This window comes from Mesorhizobium calcicola, from assembly GCF_042682105.1.
Lineage (GTDB): Bacteria > Pseudomonadota > Alphaproteobacteria > Rhizobiales > Rhizobiaceae > Mesorhizobium > Mesorhizobium calcicola.
In genome coordinates, this window is record NZ_JBHUGY010000026.1 from 49,181 (window position 1) to 62,821 (window position 13,641).

17 protein-coding genes and 1 pseudogene are annotated in these 13,641 nt (G+C 66.0%); 3 read left to right on the plus strand and 15 right to left on the minus strand.

What is annotated here, in order from left to right; all coding sequences use genetic code 11:
• Positions 1–3: 3 nt before the first annotated feature.
• From ACFSQT_RS16315 to ACFSQT_RS16340, 6 genes and pseudogenes are all read right to left on the minus strand, one after another.
• Complete coding sequence (locus ACFSQT_RS16315; protein WP_379020284.1) at positions 4–678, minus strand: amino acid ABC transporter permease; 675 nt, start codon at positions 676–678, stop codon at positions 4–6.
• A complete protein-coding gene (locus ACFSQT_RS16320) occupies positions 675–1,346 on the minus strand; it encodes an amino acid ABC transporter permease (protein ID WP_379020286.1) in 672 nt (223 codons plus the stop codon). Before ACFSQT_RS16320 ends, ACFSQT_RS16315 begins: the two co-directional genes overlap by 4 nt.
• Positions 1,347–1,495: 149 nt before the next feature.
• Positions 1,496–2,284, minus strand: coding sequence for an ABC transporter substrate-binding protein (locus ACFSQT_RS16325; protein ID WP_379020288.1), 789 nt, complete (start codon positions 2,282–2,284; stop codon positions 1,496–1,498).
• Between the two features lie 104 nt (positions 2,285–2,388).
• Positions 2,389–3,549, minus strand: a complete 1,161-nt coding sequence (locus tag ACFSQT_RS16330) for a saccharopine dehydrogenase family protein (protein WP_379020290.1) — start codon at positions 3,547–3,549, stop codon at positions 2,389–2,391.
• The gene (locus ACFSQT_RS16335) at positions 3,546–4,052 is read right to left on the minus strand and encodes an Lrp/AsnC family transcriptional regulator (protein WP_379020292.1); all 507 of its coding nucleotides are present in this window, start codon (positions 4,050–4,052) and stop codon (positions 3,546–3,548) included. The genes ACFSQT_RS16330 and ACFSQT_RS16335 overlap by 4 nt, the downstream gene beginning before the upstream one ends.
• A gap of 164 nt (positions 4,053–4,216) precedes the next feature.
• A pseudogene (locus ACFSQT_RS16340) lies at positions 4,217–5,081 on the minus strand (LysR substrate-binding domain-containing protein).
• A gap of 111 nt (positions 5,082–5,192) precedes the next feature.
• Here ACFSQT_RS16340 and ACFSQT_RS16345 point away from each other — a divergent pair.
• Both ACFSQT_RS16345 and ACFSQT_RS16350 read left to right on the plus strand, forming a co-directional pair.
• Complete coding sequence (locus ACFSQT_RS16345) at positions 5,193–5,402, plus strand: hypothetical protein (protein ID WP_379020294.1); 210 nt, start codon at positions 5,193–5,195, stop codon at positions 5,400–5,402.
• Between the two features lie 21 nt (positions 5,403–5,423).
• Entirely contained in the window at positions 5,424–6,173 is a 750-nt protein-coding gene (locus ACFSQT_RS16350; protein WP_379020296.1) for a sulfite exporter TauE/SafE family protein, read from the plus strand.
• A gap of 26 nt (positions 6,174–6,199) precedes the next feature.
• Here ACFSQT_RS16350 and ACFSQT_RS16355 read toward each other — a convergent pair.
• Together ACFSQT_RS16355 and ACFSQT_RS16360 are read right to left on the minus strand one after the other, a co-directional pair.
• Positions 6,200–7,143 (minus strand): IS630 family transposase gene (locus ACFSQT_RS16355; RefSeq protein ID WP_379018015.1). Its coding sequence is split into 2 segments (ribosomal slippage): positions 6,200–6,807 and positions 6,807–7,143, totalling 945 coding nucleotides; the frame shifts between segments, so codons are not numbered across the junction.
• 84 nt (positions 7,144–7,227) lie between these two features.
• Positions 7,228–7,677, minus strand: a complete 450-nt coding sequence (locus tag ACFSQT_RS16360; RefSeq protein ID WP_379020298.1) for a universal stress protein — start codon at positions 7,675–7,677, stop codon at positions 7,228–7,230.
• A gap of 207 nt (positions 7,678–7,884) precedes the next feature.
• Here ACFSQT_RS16360 and ACFSQT_RS16365 point away from each other — a divergent pair, with 207 nt between their 5' ends.
• The gene (locus tag ACFSQT_RS16365; RefSeq protein ID WP_379020300.1) at positions 7,885–8,466 is read left to right on the plus strand and encodes a histidine phosphatase family protein; all 582 of its coding nucleotides are present in this window, start codon (positions 7,885–7,887) and stop codon (positions 8,464–8,466) included.
• 1 nt (position 8,467) lies between these two features.
• Here the strand turns inward: ACFSQT_RS16365 and ACFSQT_RS16370 are convergent, their stop codons facing one another.
• The 7 genes from ACFSQT_RS16370 to ACFSQT_RS16400 form a co-directional block, all read right to left on the minus strand.
• Complete coding sequence (locus ACFSQT_RS16370) at positions 8,468–8,881, minus strand: VOC family protein (RefSeq protein ID WP_379020302.1); 414 nt, start codon at positions 8,879–8,881, stop codon at positions 8,468–8,470.
• 76 nt (positions 8,882–8,957) lie between these two features.
• The gene (locus tag ACFSQT_RS16375; protein WP_379020304.1) at positions 8,958–9,995 is read right to left on the minus strand and encodes an RNA polymerase subunit sigma-70; all 1,038 of its coding nucleotides are present in this window, start codon (positions 9,993–9,995) and stop codon (positions 8,958–8,960) included.
• A gap of 42 nt (positions 9,996–10,037) precedes the next feature.
• Positions 10,038–10,784, minus strand: a complete 747-nt coding sequence (locus ACFSQT_RS16380) for an SDR family NAD(P)-dependent oxidoreductase (protein ID WP_379020306.1) — start codon at positions 10,782–10,784, stop codon at positions 10,038–10,040.
• Positions 10,785–10,918: 134 nt separating this feature from the next.
• Positions 10,919–11,719 carry a pseudouridine synthase gene (locus ACFSQT_RS16385; protein ID WP_379020308.1) on the minus strand — a complete coding sequence of 267 codons (801 nt, stop codon included), beginning with the start codon at positions 11,717–11,719 and terminating at the stop codon, positions 10,919–10,921.
• Between the two features lie 139 nt (positions 11,720–11,858).
• Positions 11,859–12,683, minus strand: coding sequence for an alpha/beta fold hydrolase (locus tag ACFSQT_RS16390; RefSeq protein ID WP_379020310.1), 825 nt, complete (start codon positions 12,681–12,683; stop codon positions 11,859–11,861).
• Entirely contained in the window at positions 12,673–13,167 is a 495-nt protein-coding gene (locus tag ACFSQT_RS16395) for an SRPBCC family protein (RefSeq protein ID WP_379020312.1), read from the minus strand. Before ACFSQT_RS16395 ends, ACFSQT_RS16390 begins: the two co-directional genes overlap by 11 nt.
• Positions 13,164–13,499, minus strand: a complete 336-nt coding sequence (locus ACFSQT_RS16400) for an ArsR/SmtB family transcription factor (RefSeq protein WP_379020314.1) — start codon at positions 13,497–13,499, stop codon at positions 13,164–13,166. The genes ACFSQT_RS16395 and ACFSQT_RS16400 overlap by 4 nt, the downstream gene beginning before the upstream one ends.
• Between the last annotated feature and the right edge of the window lie 142 nt (positions 13,500–13,641).

Sequence of the window (13,641 nt, forward strand, 5' to 3'; positions counted from 1 at the left end):
ATGTCATAGCTGCACCTCGCCATGCGCCGCGCCCATGCGGCGTTCGAGCCGGCGGGCCAGCATGATGAGGGGATAGCAGACGATGAAATAGCCGACGCCGACAAGGAAGAAGACCAGCAGGCCGTTGGGCACACGCTGCACAACCAGCCAGCCGACGCGGGTGAGGTCGGTCAGCCCGATCGCCGAAACGACGGAAGAATCCTTGATCAGCAGCACATATTGCCCGACCAGCGGCGGCAGCACGATGCGCATTGCTTGCGGCAGCACCACTTGGCGCATGCGCTGCCAGCGCGACAGGCCGGATGCCAGTGCCGCCTCGACCTGGCCGGTCGGCACGGAACGGATGCCGGCGGCGACGATCTCGCAGATGAAGCAGGCGGCAAGATTGGTCAGCGCGATGATGCCGGCGGTGAAGGCATCGAGCTCGATGCCGAACTCCGGCAGGATGAAGAAGATCAGGAATATCTGCACCAGGAACGGCGTGCCGCGGATCAGGTCGACCCAGGCGCCGATGACGCTGCCGATCAGCCGGTTGCCGCCGGTCCGCAAGATGCCGAGGCCGAAGCCGAGCAAGGTGCCGAGCACCAGGCTGATCAGCGACAGCACCACCGTCATGCCGAGGCCGCGCAGTGCCAGCGGATAGCTGCCGGCGAGGCTTTGCAGCTGTTGCCAGATCATGTGCGCGCCCCCGCAGTGCCGAGCCAGCGGCTGGAGGCTACGGCCAGCCCTTTGAGGCAGTAATAGAGCAGCAGGTAGAAGGCGGCGATGGTGAGAAACCCTTCCGCCGGCATGAAGCGGTCGGAGGCGAGCAACTGGCCGGCGCGGGTCAGCTCGGCGACCGAGATCAGCGACAGAAGTGCGGAATCCTTGACCAGCACGATCGCTTGGCCGAGCAGCGGCGGGATTGTCACCTTGAAGGCCTGCGGCAGGATGACCAGGCGCATGCGCTGGACATAGGTCATGCCCGAGGCGACGCTGGCTTCGACCTGACCGCGTGGGATCGAGAGGATGCCGGCGCGAATGATTTCAGCAACATAGGCGCCGCTGTTCAGAGATAGAGCGAGGATGCCGACGACGAGCTCGGGCAGGACGAAGCCGAGCCGGGGCAGGCCGAAATAGAGGAAATAGAGCTGAGCCAGCAAGGGCGTGGCCCGCACGGCGTCGATATAGGCCTTGGCCGGGGCGCGAAACAGCCAGCCGCGCTGCAGATTCATGGCGCACAGCACGATGCCGACGGCAAGCGCGCCGACAAAGGACAGCGCCGACAGCCAGACGGTCGTGACCAGGCCCTGCCCGAACAGAGGCAGGTATTCGACGATGGTGCGGAAACTGAAATTCTCGAGCATCGCTGGGCGGTTCCCAAAGCGGGCGAAAGTCCAGGCGGCTTCGCGGCGCTCAAGACGCGCGCGAAACCGCCTGGTTCTAAGGCTGCTTACTCTTTGTTTTCATGCATGTCGTTGTCCCAAAACCGCTACGCACTTTTGGGAGACATGCATTAGTGATCCTTCTTCCAGGCGTCGGAATTGACCCAGTAGTCGAGGTTCTTCTGCAGGCGGCCGTCGATGCTGACCTGGTTGAGGAACAGGTTCATCCAGATCAACAGGTCCGGCTCGTCATAGCGGGTGGCGAAGGCAAGCGGCTCCTTCGACAAAAGCTCCGGCATGATGGTGAAGGCGCCAGCTGGATAAGCGGTCGACTGGCCTTTGACCGCCGAGACATCGTTGACGCCGCAATCGGCCTGGCCGTTGTTGACGGCGTCGAGCAGCAGCGGACCACCGCCCTTGTAGCTCTTGATGTCGGCATCGGGGAAGGCCGTCTTGGCCTCCTTCTCGCCGGTGGCCCCTAACAGCACGGCGATCTTGGTGCCTTTGGCCTTGCAGTCCTCGGTCGACTTGAACTTGCTGTCTGCCTTGGTGAAGACGGTGCTGCCCGTATACATGTAAGGTGTGGTGAAGGCGACCTTCATGCCGCGCGCCAGTGTCGGCGTCATATCGGCAACCAAAAGATCGGCCTTGCCCGAAAGCAGCGCCGGGATCAGACCGTCCCAGTCGAAGTCGAGGAAGGTGATCTTGACGCCCATTTCCTTGGCCATCAGTTCGGCGAGTTCAACCGAACTGCCGGTGCGTTCGCCATTGGCGCCGACCAGCGAGAAGGGCGGTCCCTGTGTCTGCACGGCGACGCGCAGTTCGCCGCGCTTGGTGATGTCGTCCAGCGTTCCGGCGCTGGCCGCGGCGGTAAGGCCGGCGAGTGCAAGCCCGGCGATGAAAAGTTTGGCAGTCTTCATTTCGGTATTCCTCCCTGTTGTCGTTGATGTCTCGCCCGCGGTTCCCTTGGGCCGTTTTTTGAGCGGCAGCGCCGTTGCCGGCGGCAGCCACCGTTCGAAAATTCTCAGTCCCAGGCCACCGTCTCGGCAACCGTGATGCCGCGCCGGGCCAACTCGTCGAAGAAGCGGCCATCGGGTACATCGAGCAGCGGATTAAGCAGGCCGGCTTTGCTGATTTCGCGCCGCGCCAACATCTGCGCCACAATGCTGGCGGGGTAGCCGACGCCGAGGCTCATGCCGAACAGGCCGGAGGCGAGGTCGCGCTCGATGGTCAGGTCCGACGTCACGGTCTTGCGGCGGCCGCCTTCGAGGCCGGAAAAGACATTGCGCATCACGCAAAGATCCTTTTCGCCGGGGCCATATTGCAGTTGCGGGCCGAGCAGGCGGCCGAGGAATTCGCGCGGGCTGACGGCGGTGCCGGAAACCTTGTCTTCGGACAGGAAGCCGAGCTCTTTCAGCGGCGCCCAGAAGGCCGACCATCCCGGCCAGCGCAGCGTGTAGCGGCCGGAGCGGCGCAGCCCTTTTGCGGCGTCCAGCATCTCGACATAGTGCAGCGCATCGCCGTTGGGAAAGGCTTCCAGTTTACCGAGGCCCGCGACCTCGATCTCGTGGATGAAAGGATTGTCGTGCTGCTGGCCGGCCGGCACCGCGACGCGCTGGCCATCCTCGATCATAACGCTGTCGCGGTTCTGGCTGACCAGAACCATGTCGAAGTTCCAGCTCACCTTGTAGCACAGCGGCTTGGCCATCGCCTTCGGCTCGGGGATGCCGCCGCAATAGGAATCGATCGACGCGATGCTATCGAACTGCCTTGCGGCGCGCGCGTAGAGCACCAGGTCGATGCCGGGATCGAGCCCGCATTCGGTCATGATCGGCACACCGGCCCGTTCGGCGGCCGGCGCCAGATCGGCGATGGCCTTGCCATAGTTGGTGGTGACCAGCGGTGTGCGCGTTGCGATGGCGGCCTGGACCGCCTCGCGCATCAGCGGCTGCGGCAACAGGTCGATGACGGCGTCGACATCCGCCAATACCCCGGCGAGCGCCGGGCCGATCGCACCCTCTGGCACCACGAAGCGCACGCGGGCAAGGTCGGTCAGGCCGTCAAGGCGAGCCGCGCCATCCGGTGCCGTGTCGACGCAGACCACATCCTCGACACCGCTGGCGACGAGATCGGCGATCGCCGCCCGGCCTTGCAGGCCGAGGCCACCGAGTACCGCTATTCTCATGCCGGCTCCTTACGGACGTTGTCGTCCGACCAGCAGCCTTCCGGCAGGCTGACCCATTTGTTGCAGGACGCCATGACGACGAAGGTCTCGCTGCGCACGACTTCGCCCGGCTCGCCGGCACCCGGGATCAGCTCGCTGGTGACGCGGTAGAGATCGGCGACGTCACCGGCCACGGTCACGTCGACAATGATGTCGAAGCGCCCGGTGACCACCGAAGCCGAGTTGACGAAGGGCAGTTCGGAAATGCGCTGCGCCAGCTCGCGGGCGCGGCCGCGCCCCTGGGCGTTGATGCCGACAATGGCCGAGATCAGCTCGGGGCGCTCGGTCAGGTTCAACAGCCCGACGATCTTGAGCAGGTTGCGGTCGAGCAGGTTGCGCAGCCGTGAGCGTACCGTCGGCACCGAAATCGCCAATGTCTCGGCGAGGCGGTTGATGCCCGGCTGGGCGTCCTGCGACAGCTGTTTGACCAGCCGCCGATCGGTCAGATCGAGATGTTCCCGCAAAAGTCCCGTCTTTCATAAAAAGAAAAAATATCGGCAATTTTTTTGCCAATGTGCAAACAAGCTATGCCACGGATTTTTGAAAAGCAAGGCGCTGTTTTCGAATGGGCTGGGAACGGCGCACCGCCCCGGCGTGGCAGCGGCCGCTCGCCAATTGGCTGTCGGGTTCAGACCAGGGCGGCGGCCAGCAATTTCGCTTGTGGCGTCAACTCGTCGAAGCGGCGGGCGCAGAGATTGAGCTGGCGCGTCGACCAGTCGTCGGTCAGCCGCAGGCTGCGCAGCGTGCGTGCCGAGCGGCGCGCCGCACTTTCCGGCACGATGGCGATGCCGGCACCTTGGGCGACGAGCCGGCAGACGTTGTCGAGGCCAGGCACGCGGATGCGGACATGCAGATGGCCGCCAAGACGGGCCGCTTGGCCCGTGATGTGCTCTTGCAGGGGGTGGCCGGTGCTCAGGCCCACGAAGGATTGGCCGAGAATATCCGCGAGGTTGGCGGTACGCAGGCCCGCCAGTCCCGGCCAGTCGCGCGCGGCGATCACCACCAGCCGATCGATGAAGAACGGTTTCTGCTCGAGATGCGAAAGGCCGGCCCAGGTCGCGGCGATGCCGAGATCGACCGCACCGCTGGCCACCGCCTCGGCGATCTCATGGCTGGGGCGCTCGTCGAGATCGATGTCGATCTGGGGATGCGTGACAAAGAAGGCCGGCAGGACATCGCGCAGCAGCTCGGCTGTGGCAGCGGTGTTGGCGAGCAGCCGCACGCGGGCGCGCAGGCCGGTGGCGTAGGCCGGCCATCGCCTCGATCTGGTTCTGCACGGCGCGCGCATGATGCAGCAGTGCCTGTCCGGCCGCCGTCGGCACCACACCGCGGCGGCGGCGCTCCAGCAGCGGCGCGCCGAGCCGGTCTTCCATGCCCTTGATGCGTGCGCTGGCCGACGCCAGGGCCAGCCCGGCGCTTTCGGCGCCATGGGTTATGCTGCCGCGTTCGGCCACCAGCAGGAACAGGCGGAGATCGACCAGATCGAAGTGCATTTTTCTCCGGACCTTGGTGTCAGCCTTCGTCCAAGCCGAAGGCTGAAGACGCAACTTCCACATTGTGGCCAGCCCGCATCTTCGTCAAACAGTTTCGGATGGAGACGTGTGATGAGCGAACGAGCATCAAGCCGACCCGGCATTCTTGAAAGCACGGCGGTCGTGCTGGCCATCGCGGTGGCTTGCGTTGCGATGACGCGGGCGGAGCCCGGCCCACGGGGATGCGCGGCCACAGTCGCTTCCGTCAGCGCGCCGGCAAAGGCCGTACCCGATGCCGCCAGCCCGGATGCCGATGCGACGGACATGCTGCTGCATGACTGACCCTGCCCGGGAGGTGCGATCGTGCTGAGCGCCGGCGTCATCGCCTGGATCGGCGCTGTCTTTCTCGCCGCCGGCCTGGTCAAGGGCGTCGTCGGCATGGGCTTGCCGACCGTGGCGATGGGGCTGCTGGCGGTGACGATGCCGCCGGCGCAGGCCGCCGCCTTGCTGCTCATCCCGTCGCTGGTCACCAACCTCTGGCAATTGGCGACCGGCCCGTCCTTCGGCGGCCTGTGCAAGCGGCTGTGGACGATGATGGCCGGCATCGTGCTCGGCACCGTCGCCGGCGCCGGTCTGCTCACCGGGACGCACACGGCTCTGGCGTCGGCAGGGCTGGGCGCGGCACTGGTGCTTTATGCCCTTGTCGGCCTCGCCAGGGCCGGCTTCACCACGCCGGCGCGCCACGAGGCGTGGGCGTCGCCGCTGGTCGGCCTGGCGACCGGGCTGGTCACTGGCGGCACCGGCGTCTTCGTCATCCCGGCCGTGCCCTATCTGCAATCGCTGCGGCTCGAGCGGGAAGACCTGATCCAGGCGCTCGGCCTGTCCTTCACCGTGTCAACGGCAGCGCTGGCCATCGGGCTGTTCAGAACGGGGGCCTTCGCATCGCCGACAACGCAACTGGCGGGATCGGTCGCAGCCCTTGCGCCGGCGCTGGCCGGCATGTTCACCGGCCAGGCGCTGCGCCAGCGAATGAGCGTCGAGACCTTCCGCACGGTGTTCTTCGTCGGGCTGCTGGCGCTGGGGCTCTATCTCGCGGGGGAGGTGGTGTTGTAGCCGCGCAGGCCTAGAGCACGTCCGGTTTAATCTGGGTCATAACCTGCGGCCTTGAAGTAGTTCTGGCATTCGGCTGGGGTGAAGAGGTCGACGAGCGATCCGACGGCGGTCCACAGGGCTGTGATTGTCCTCTCGGCTTTGGCCCGCATAAGAGCCTTGAGTTTTGAGAAGGCGTTTTCGATCGGATTGAAGTCGGGGCTGTAGGGCGGCAGGAACATGAGCCTCGCGCCGGTCGTCTCGATTGCATCGCGAACGCCGGCGGCCTTGTGGGCGGGAAGGTTGTCCATCACGACGATGTCGCCCTCCGACAGGGTCGGGACCAGCACCTGCTCGACATAGGCCAGGAATACGTTGCCGTTCATGGCGCCGTCATAGACGAACGGGGCGGTCATGCCCGTCAGCCGCAGTGCGCCGGTGAAGGTGGTGGTTTTCCAATGGCCGTGCGGCACGCCCGCCCGGCAACGCTCACCGCATGGCGCACGGCCCCGCAGCCGGGCCATCTTGGTCGATAGTCCAGTTTCATCGATGAACACCAGCTTTGCCGGATCGAGGTCGAGTTGGCCGTCGAACCACGCACGACGGCGCTTCAGGATGTCGGGACGATCCTGCTCCAGTGCATGTGCGGACTTTTTTTGAACGTCCAGCCGTGCCGGCCAAGCCAGGCGCTTAAGGCGCTGCGACTGATCCGAGCCGATCGCTCGACCGCCAGCCGCTCTACCATCTCGTTCAGCGTGATGTCCTTGCGCTCATCGATCAACCCCACGATGAAGGCTTTATGCGCATCGAGGCTGGACGCGCGTCGACGGCCTTGCGGCCGCGGCGTCCGCTCGCCGATCTTCGCCCGTGCGATCCACCGGATTGCACTCGATATGCCGACGCCGAACCGCGCCGCCGCCTGCCGGGCAGACATGCCCGCGTCCGAAGCCTTCAAGACCCGCGATCGAAGATCGTCGCTCAGTGCTCTTCCCATCATCCACCTCATCAAAGTGGATGTTGAATCACCCGCGAAGCCCGACGTCACATCACAATCGATTCATTGATCGCGGGACGTGCTCTAGCGCACCACCAGGACCGGAATCTCGGTCAAGGACAGCACCTCGGCGGTCTGGCTGCCCAAAAGCAGCCTTCCCAACCCCCGGCGCCCGTGCGAGGCCATCACGATCAGGTCGCAGCCTTCAGCCTGCGACAGTTCCAGGATCGCCTCGGCGGGCTTCTTGTCCTCGATATGCACCACCTCAGCGCGTACATTAGCCAGGTCCGCCGACGCCTTGCATTTGTCGAGCACTTCCTTGGCGTATCGGCGACCGCCTTCCTGATAGGCGGCGAATTCATCGCCGGCGGCATAGCCGGCCATGGCGCCGCCCCAGGCGAAGATCGGGAATGGCTCGGTGACGTTGACAAAGGTAACGGTGGCGCCGAGGCGGCTGGCCAGCGCCAGGCCGTGGGCAACGCCCTTGTCGGCCAGTTCCGATCCGTCCGTGGCGATCAGCAAATGTGTGTACATGACGATGTGACCTGTTGTGCAAGGGCCGATGCCCTTGTGGTGGCGGGAGCCTCGTAGGGGCCCACCTTGATATAGTTGCGTCACCGGGCTCCTCACAGGGCCAGCGCGGTGCGGATCAGGGCCAGGCGACCACACAGTTTCGCGTCAGCCGGATTCCCCTTTGCCGCATCCTCCTCTAAGGTGCCGGCGATTTTGAGGGGCACCCGTATGAGCAGTGCGTTTCCGCAGATCCATCTGGTCCGGCATGGCGAGACGGCGTGGAGCCTTTCGGGGCAGCACACCGGCCGCACCGACATGCCGCTGACGCCGGCCGGCGAGGCTGCCGCGCGCGGCGTCGCCGATCGGTTGAAGGGCCTGTCGTTCTCGGCGGTGTGGTCGAGCCCATCGCAGCGCGCCTACAACACCAGCGTGCTCGCCGGGTTCGGCGCCGAGAGCGTCAAGAAGGACGATCTGCAGGAGTGGGACTACGGCGCTTATGAGGGGCTGACGACAAAACAGATCCTGGCCGAGCGGCCGGGCTGGAACGTGTTTCGCGATGGCTGCCCGAAGGGCGAGATGGCGGCCGATGTCGGCGCGCGGGCCGATACGATCATCGCCGCGCTGCGCAAGGCCAATGCCAGCATTCTGGTGTTTTCCAGCGCGCATTTCCTGCGCGTGCTGGCGGCGCGCTGGATCGGCCTGCCGCCGGAAGGCGGCGCGCTGTTCGTGCTCGATACGGCAAGCATCAGCGTGCTCGGCTACGAGCACGATCTGAGCGAGCCGGTCATCCGCAAATGGAACCAGAAGTAGGTCAGGCAACAGCCTGCTTGTCGAACTTCTTGATCGCCTCGGCGGTCACGGGCGTGAAGAAGTTGACCAGATTGCCATCCGGGTCGCGGAACAGCAGCGAGCGATTGCCCCAGGGCATGGTTGTCGGCTTCTGCACGGTTGTGTCCTTGAGGACATCCGACAGCCTGGCGAACTCTTCGTCGACGTCGCCGACGCGGAATTCGATGATGGCGGTGTGGTTGTCTGCGGGGCGGGCGACGTCGCCGCCGAACAGCTGCAAGGTGCGCGTGCTGCCGATCGCCAGCGTGCAGGCCGGTGTCGCCAATTCAGCAAAGTCTTCCGTGTAGATCGTCACCGGCATGCCGGCAATCTCACCGTAGAAGCGCACGAGGCGCTGGACGTCCGACGTGATGATGCGGACTGAGACGAAATTCATCGCAATTGTTCCCTGATTGCCGGAGCCGCGCCGGGCCCATGAGCTGATATAGACCAGCCCTCCTGACAGCCTCCCGTCAGGAGGCCGGCCAGACATGTGGCAGGCCGAAGGCTGCGAACAGGTCCAGGCCGAGCGGGCCGACATAGACCGTGAGCGAGGCGATCCTGTCGCCGGCCGGCTCGATGACATGCAGCGACTGGGCGTGCCATTCGGGATCCTGCTGGCGGCGGGCGTAGAGCGCGACCGCGGGCTGGCCATTTGCGCGGGTGGCGACCGCGTGGTAGCCGGCGAAATTGCCCCACACGGTGCTGAAGAAACCGTGGATCGCCTCGCGGCCCTGGTACCAGTCCCGCCATGGCGGCATGTGGTAGGTAGCGTCCTCGCGCAGCAGTTCGACGAAGCCGTCGAGATCGGCGGTCTGCCAGGCCTGCATATAGCGTTGGAGCAGAAGACGCTCTTCGCTGGTGGGCCGCGGTCGCTGCAGCGGCCGCCCCTGCGGATAGCGTGCCCCAAGCGTTGCGCGGGCGCGCTGCAGAGCGCTGTTGATCGAAGCGGTCGAGCCACCCAGCAATTGCGCCGCCTCGAGCGCCGACCAGCCCAGCACGTCGCACAGCAAAAGCGCGGCGCGCTGCCTTGGTGGCAAAGACTGGATCGCGGCGACGAAGGCGAGCTGCACGACCTCGCTCGTCTCGTAGCGCGCTTCCGGGCCCGGCTCGCCATCGACGAGGTCCGGCAGCTCGGTGTCCGGGTAGGGCTCCAGCCAGGCGAGTTCGGGGGCGGGTCCGGCAGCGGCGCGTCCCTCGGTCGGCGGTCGTCCGGGCTGCTCGAGAATTCGCTGCGCCGATGACCTCGCCTTGATGGCGTTAAGGCAGCTGTTGGTGGCTATCGTATAGAGCCAGCCGCGCAGCGAGCCGCGGCCATCGAATTGCGCCCTGCGGCGCCAGGCCTTCAGGAACGTATCCTGGACGAGGTCGTCGGCCTCATGCAGCGTGCCCATCATCCGGTAGCAGTGCAGCTTGAGTTCGCGGCGGTGGGCCGTTGTCAGGCGTTCGAAGGCCAGCCGATCGAGGATCGGCTGGCCCAGTGGCTCAAGCGGGCCAGGAGCGTCTGTCATATCGAGCCTGTGGTGCTGATTTCGGCTGACATCCTGCGCGCCTCATGCCGCCGCCGCAAGTCCGCTGCCGCTCACCGTGAAGGAAACGCCTTGCAGCTTGCCGCCGGCGAGCGTGACCACGGCGTGCCCGACATCGGCCGGCGTCTGCATATCGGTCATGCTGGCGAGGAAATCCGCCGGGCTGATGCCGAGATAGGCCGAGATGCCATCGATGCCGCGCTGGCCGACACCGGTGCCCGCCATGATCCGCATCGGCACCAGCGCCATGAAGCGCAGGCCGAGGCCAAGCCGGTCGGCTTCCTTCTGGCTGTGGGCGGCCAGGAACATCTGCATGCGCTTGGCGCCGGAATAGCCGCCGGAGTTCGGCGGCCCGCCGCTGAGTGCCGCGCCGCTGGAGATCAGCACCACGCGGCTGCCCGGCTTCAGCCGGCCCTGGAGTGCCGCCTTGCAAAACAGGAACGACGCCTTGACGTCCATGTCCCAGTTCGCCGAGAAGTCCTCCCAGCTTTGGTCCGGGATAGGTGCGGACGGTGCCAGCGCGCCGGCGCAGATCACCAGTACGTCCGGCTGAAGTGCCGCGAACACCGCATCGGGCGCCTCCTCCTGCGTGGCGTCGGCGGCAAGCGTCTTGACGCCTGACGTCTCCCAGGAGAGCTCTTTCAAATCGGCGGCCCCGCGGGCGACGGCGAGCACCGTCGCTCCCTCGCCGAGTGCGGCTTCGACGATCGAGCGGCCGACACCGCGGCTGCCTCCGACGACGACGACATTCTGACCTTGTAACGATCCCATGGATCACCTCACTTGTCCGGCAGCCGGACCATTCCGGCGCCTGTAGATCAGGACAGCGCGGGCGGGTGGAAATCATCGGTGCGAGGCAAAATTTTTTCTGAGGTGTCGCGGCTGAAGAAGCCAGCACCCGCCAATTACCCCGCCAGCAGCGCCAATTCCTCCGGCGTCAGGTGCCGCGCTGTGCCCTTGGCGAGGTCGCCGAGCTGCAGGCGGCCGATGGCGATGCGGATGAGGCGCAGCACCTCGATGTCATGCGCGGCGAGCAGGCGGCGGATGTGGCGGTTGCGGCCTTCGTCGAGCACGATCTCCAGCCAGGCGGTGCGGCCGCCGCTGCGCAGAAGTTCGATCGCGCTGGTGGTCAGGGTCTCGCCGTCGATGGTCACGCCGGCGCGCAATCTTTCCAACATCGCGGCGTCGGGCACCGTGCCGAGCTGCACGTGGTAGGTCTTGGGCAGATGCGAGGCCGGGTCCATCAGCCGGTTGGCAAAGTGCGTGTCATTGGTCATCAACAGCAGGCCTTCGCTCGCCTTGTCGAGCCGGCCGACGGGTGAGATGAAGGGCAGGTCGAGCCCTTCGAGGCAGGCATAGACGGTGTCGCGCTGCTGCGGGTCGTCGCGGGTGGTGACCAGCCCGCGCGGCTTGTTGAGCATCAGATAGACCTTGCGCTCGGCAACCACCGGCCGGTCGTCGACGACAATGCGGTCGCGATTGAGATCGACACGAAGGGCCGCGTTGCGCACCACCTTGCCGCCGACGCGCACGCGGCCTTCCGCGATCAGTACCTCGGCCTGCGTGCGCGAGCACAGGCCGAGCTTCGACAGCGCGCGGTTGAGGCTGACGCCCAATGGCTTGCCAGTGTGCGGCTTGCCAGTGCGAGCGTTGCCGGCGGGTGGCCTGCTGTTGGGCGGTTTTCCGGCGGGTGGTCGTGCTGCCATGCTGCTGTGGATCGGTCCGTTGTGCCGGACAGATGGCACGGGCCACGACAGTTTCGCAAGCCGGATGCGGCGAGGGCTCGTTCACGTGGCAACGACGGCGGGCTCTCTCCTTCCACGAAGCTGTTCTTACCGGAAGAGGCTACTCCCGCCCGTTGAAAAACGCCGTCAGCACCGGTGCGTGCACGGCGGGTTTCAGCATGTGGTTCTGGCCGGCCAGCGTCCGGTAGCGGGCATTGGGCAGCGCCTCGGCCAGCGCCTTGTTGCCATGCTGCATCCAGAGCGGGCTCTTGCCGCCATCGGTCACCAGCGTCGGCACGCGCACCGAGGTCCAGCGAGCAGGGTCGAGCGCCTTGCCGAGCTGATCGCCGGCAACGATGGCGCCGTCATAGGGCAGTGTATGCGCAACCGCCTTGAGCTTCGACCAGATCGGCGTCAGCCGCATGAAGACAATCAGCAGGCCGGGCATGCCGACCGATCTGAGGAAGGCGGTCACGGCGTCGCCGCGCCGGCTTTCGGCGACTGCGGCCCGGATCGTTGCCCAGTCGCCTTGCGTGGTCTCGCGGCTGTCGTCGACGATCAGCGGCGCCTCGTAGAGCGCCAGCTTGCCGATGCCGGGCAGGCGGCTTGCCGCCATCAGCGCCAGCATGGCGCCGGACGACATGCCCCAGACGAAAGCCTCGCCGCCGGCTGCCTTGAGCACGGCCTCGATGTCGTCGACCTCGCGCTCGACCGCATAGGGTGCGCTGTCGCCGCTGTCGCCACGGCCACGGCGGTCGTAGCGGAACACGGTGAAGCTGCCTTCAAGCGCCTTGGCGAGTTGAAGGCTCGGGCCCATGGTCCGCGAACAAAGCGCGCCGTCGACGAGGATGAGCGGTTGGCCCCGGCCACGGCGCTCGCAGGCGATCGGCGTTCCATCCCGCGACAGCACGGCTTGCGTGGTCGGCTCGGCGTTTTCAGCCAGCATGGTTGCCTCCTAACAGCTGCTCGAGCCGGTCGAAGCTCTGCGTCCAGCCGCCGCGCATGCCGAGCGCCAGCAGCCGCTCGCGGTCGGCGGCGCTGGCCAGCGTCACCTCGAAATGGACGTGGGTTCGCTGCGCATCCGGGGTGAAGGTCACCGTATGGCGGCTTTGCCCCGGCGGCTTGCCGGCCCATTCGCGCAATTCGGGATCCGGCTCGTCGGAATAAACCAGTCGGCCATTCCCCACGATTTCGAGATAGCTGCCCTGGTTGCGGTAGAGCGCGCCGCTCGAGGTGCGCATGTCGATGCGCCAGCGGCCGCCGACGCGCACGTCGAGCACACAATGCGGAATGGTGCAGTCCTTGATGCCCCACCATTGCGCCACCAGCGCAGGATCCGTCCACAGCCGGAAGACACGTTCGACCGGGGCGTCGAAAACACGCTCGATCGCAAAGCCGCGGTCGGCCGCCGATGCCATCAGCGCGCTCATTCCGGTCTGTCCGCGCCGCGCCGCAGCAAATCCTCCATGCGGTCGAAGCGGTTCTCCCAAAGCTTGCGGTAGCCGTCGAGCCAGCGGTCGATGTCGCGCAGCGGCTTGAGCTCGATGCGGCTCAGATGCTTCTGCGCCGACCGGCTGCGGGTGACGAGGCCTGCCTGTTCCAGCACGCCGACATGCTTGGAGATCGCCCGCACGGTCAGCGCGAAAGGTTGCGCCAGCTCGGCGACCGAAGCCTCGCCGTCGAGCAGCCGGCCAAGAATGGCGCGGCGTGTCGGATCGGCCAGCGCGGCGAATGTGTCGTCGAGGGAGATTTGAGTTGCCATTGTGGTACCACTTAGTTCTGGAACTATTTGGTTCTATAAAGGAGACGAGCTTCTGTGTCAACAACGACATTTTTGGGCTGGGTAAGGGAGCCGCCGTGGCGCAGGTTCGCGTTCCTTCGCGCCCTGCCATTTGCCAGGAGGC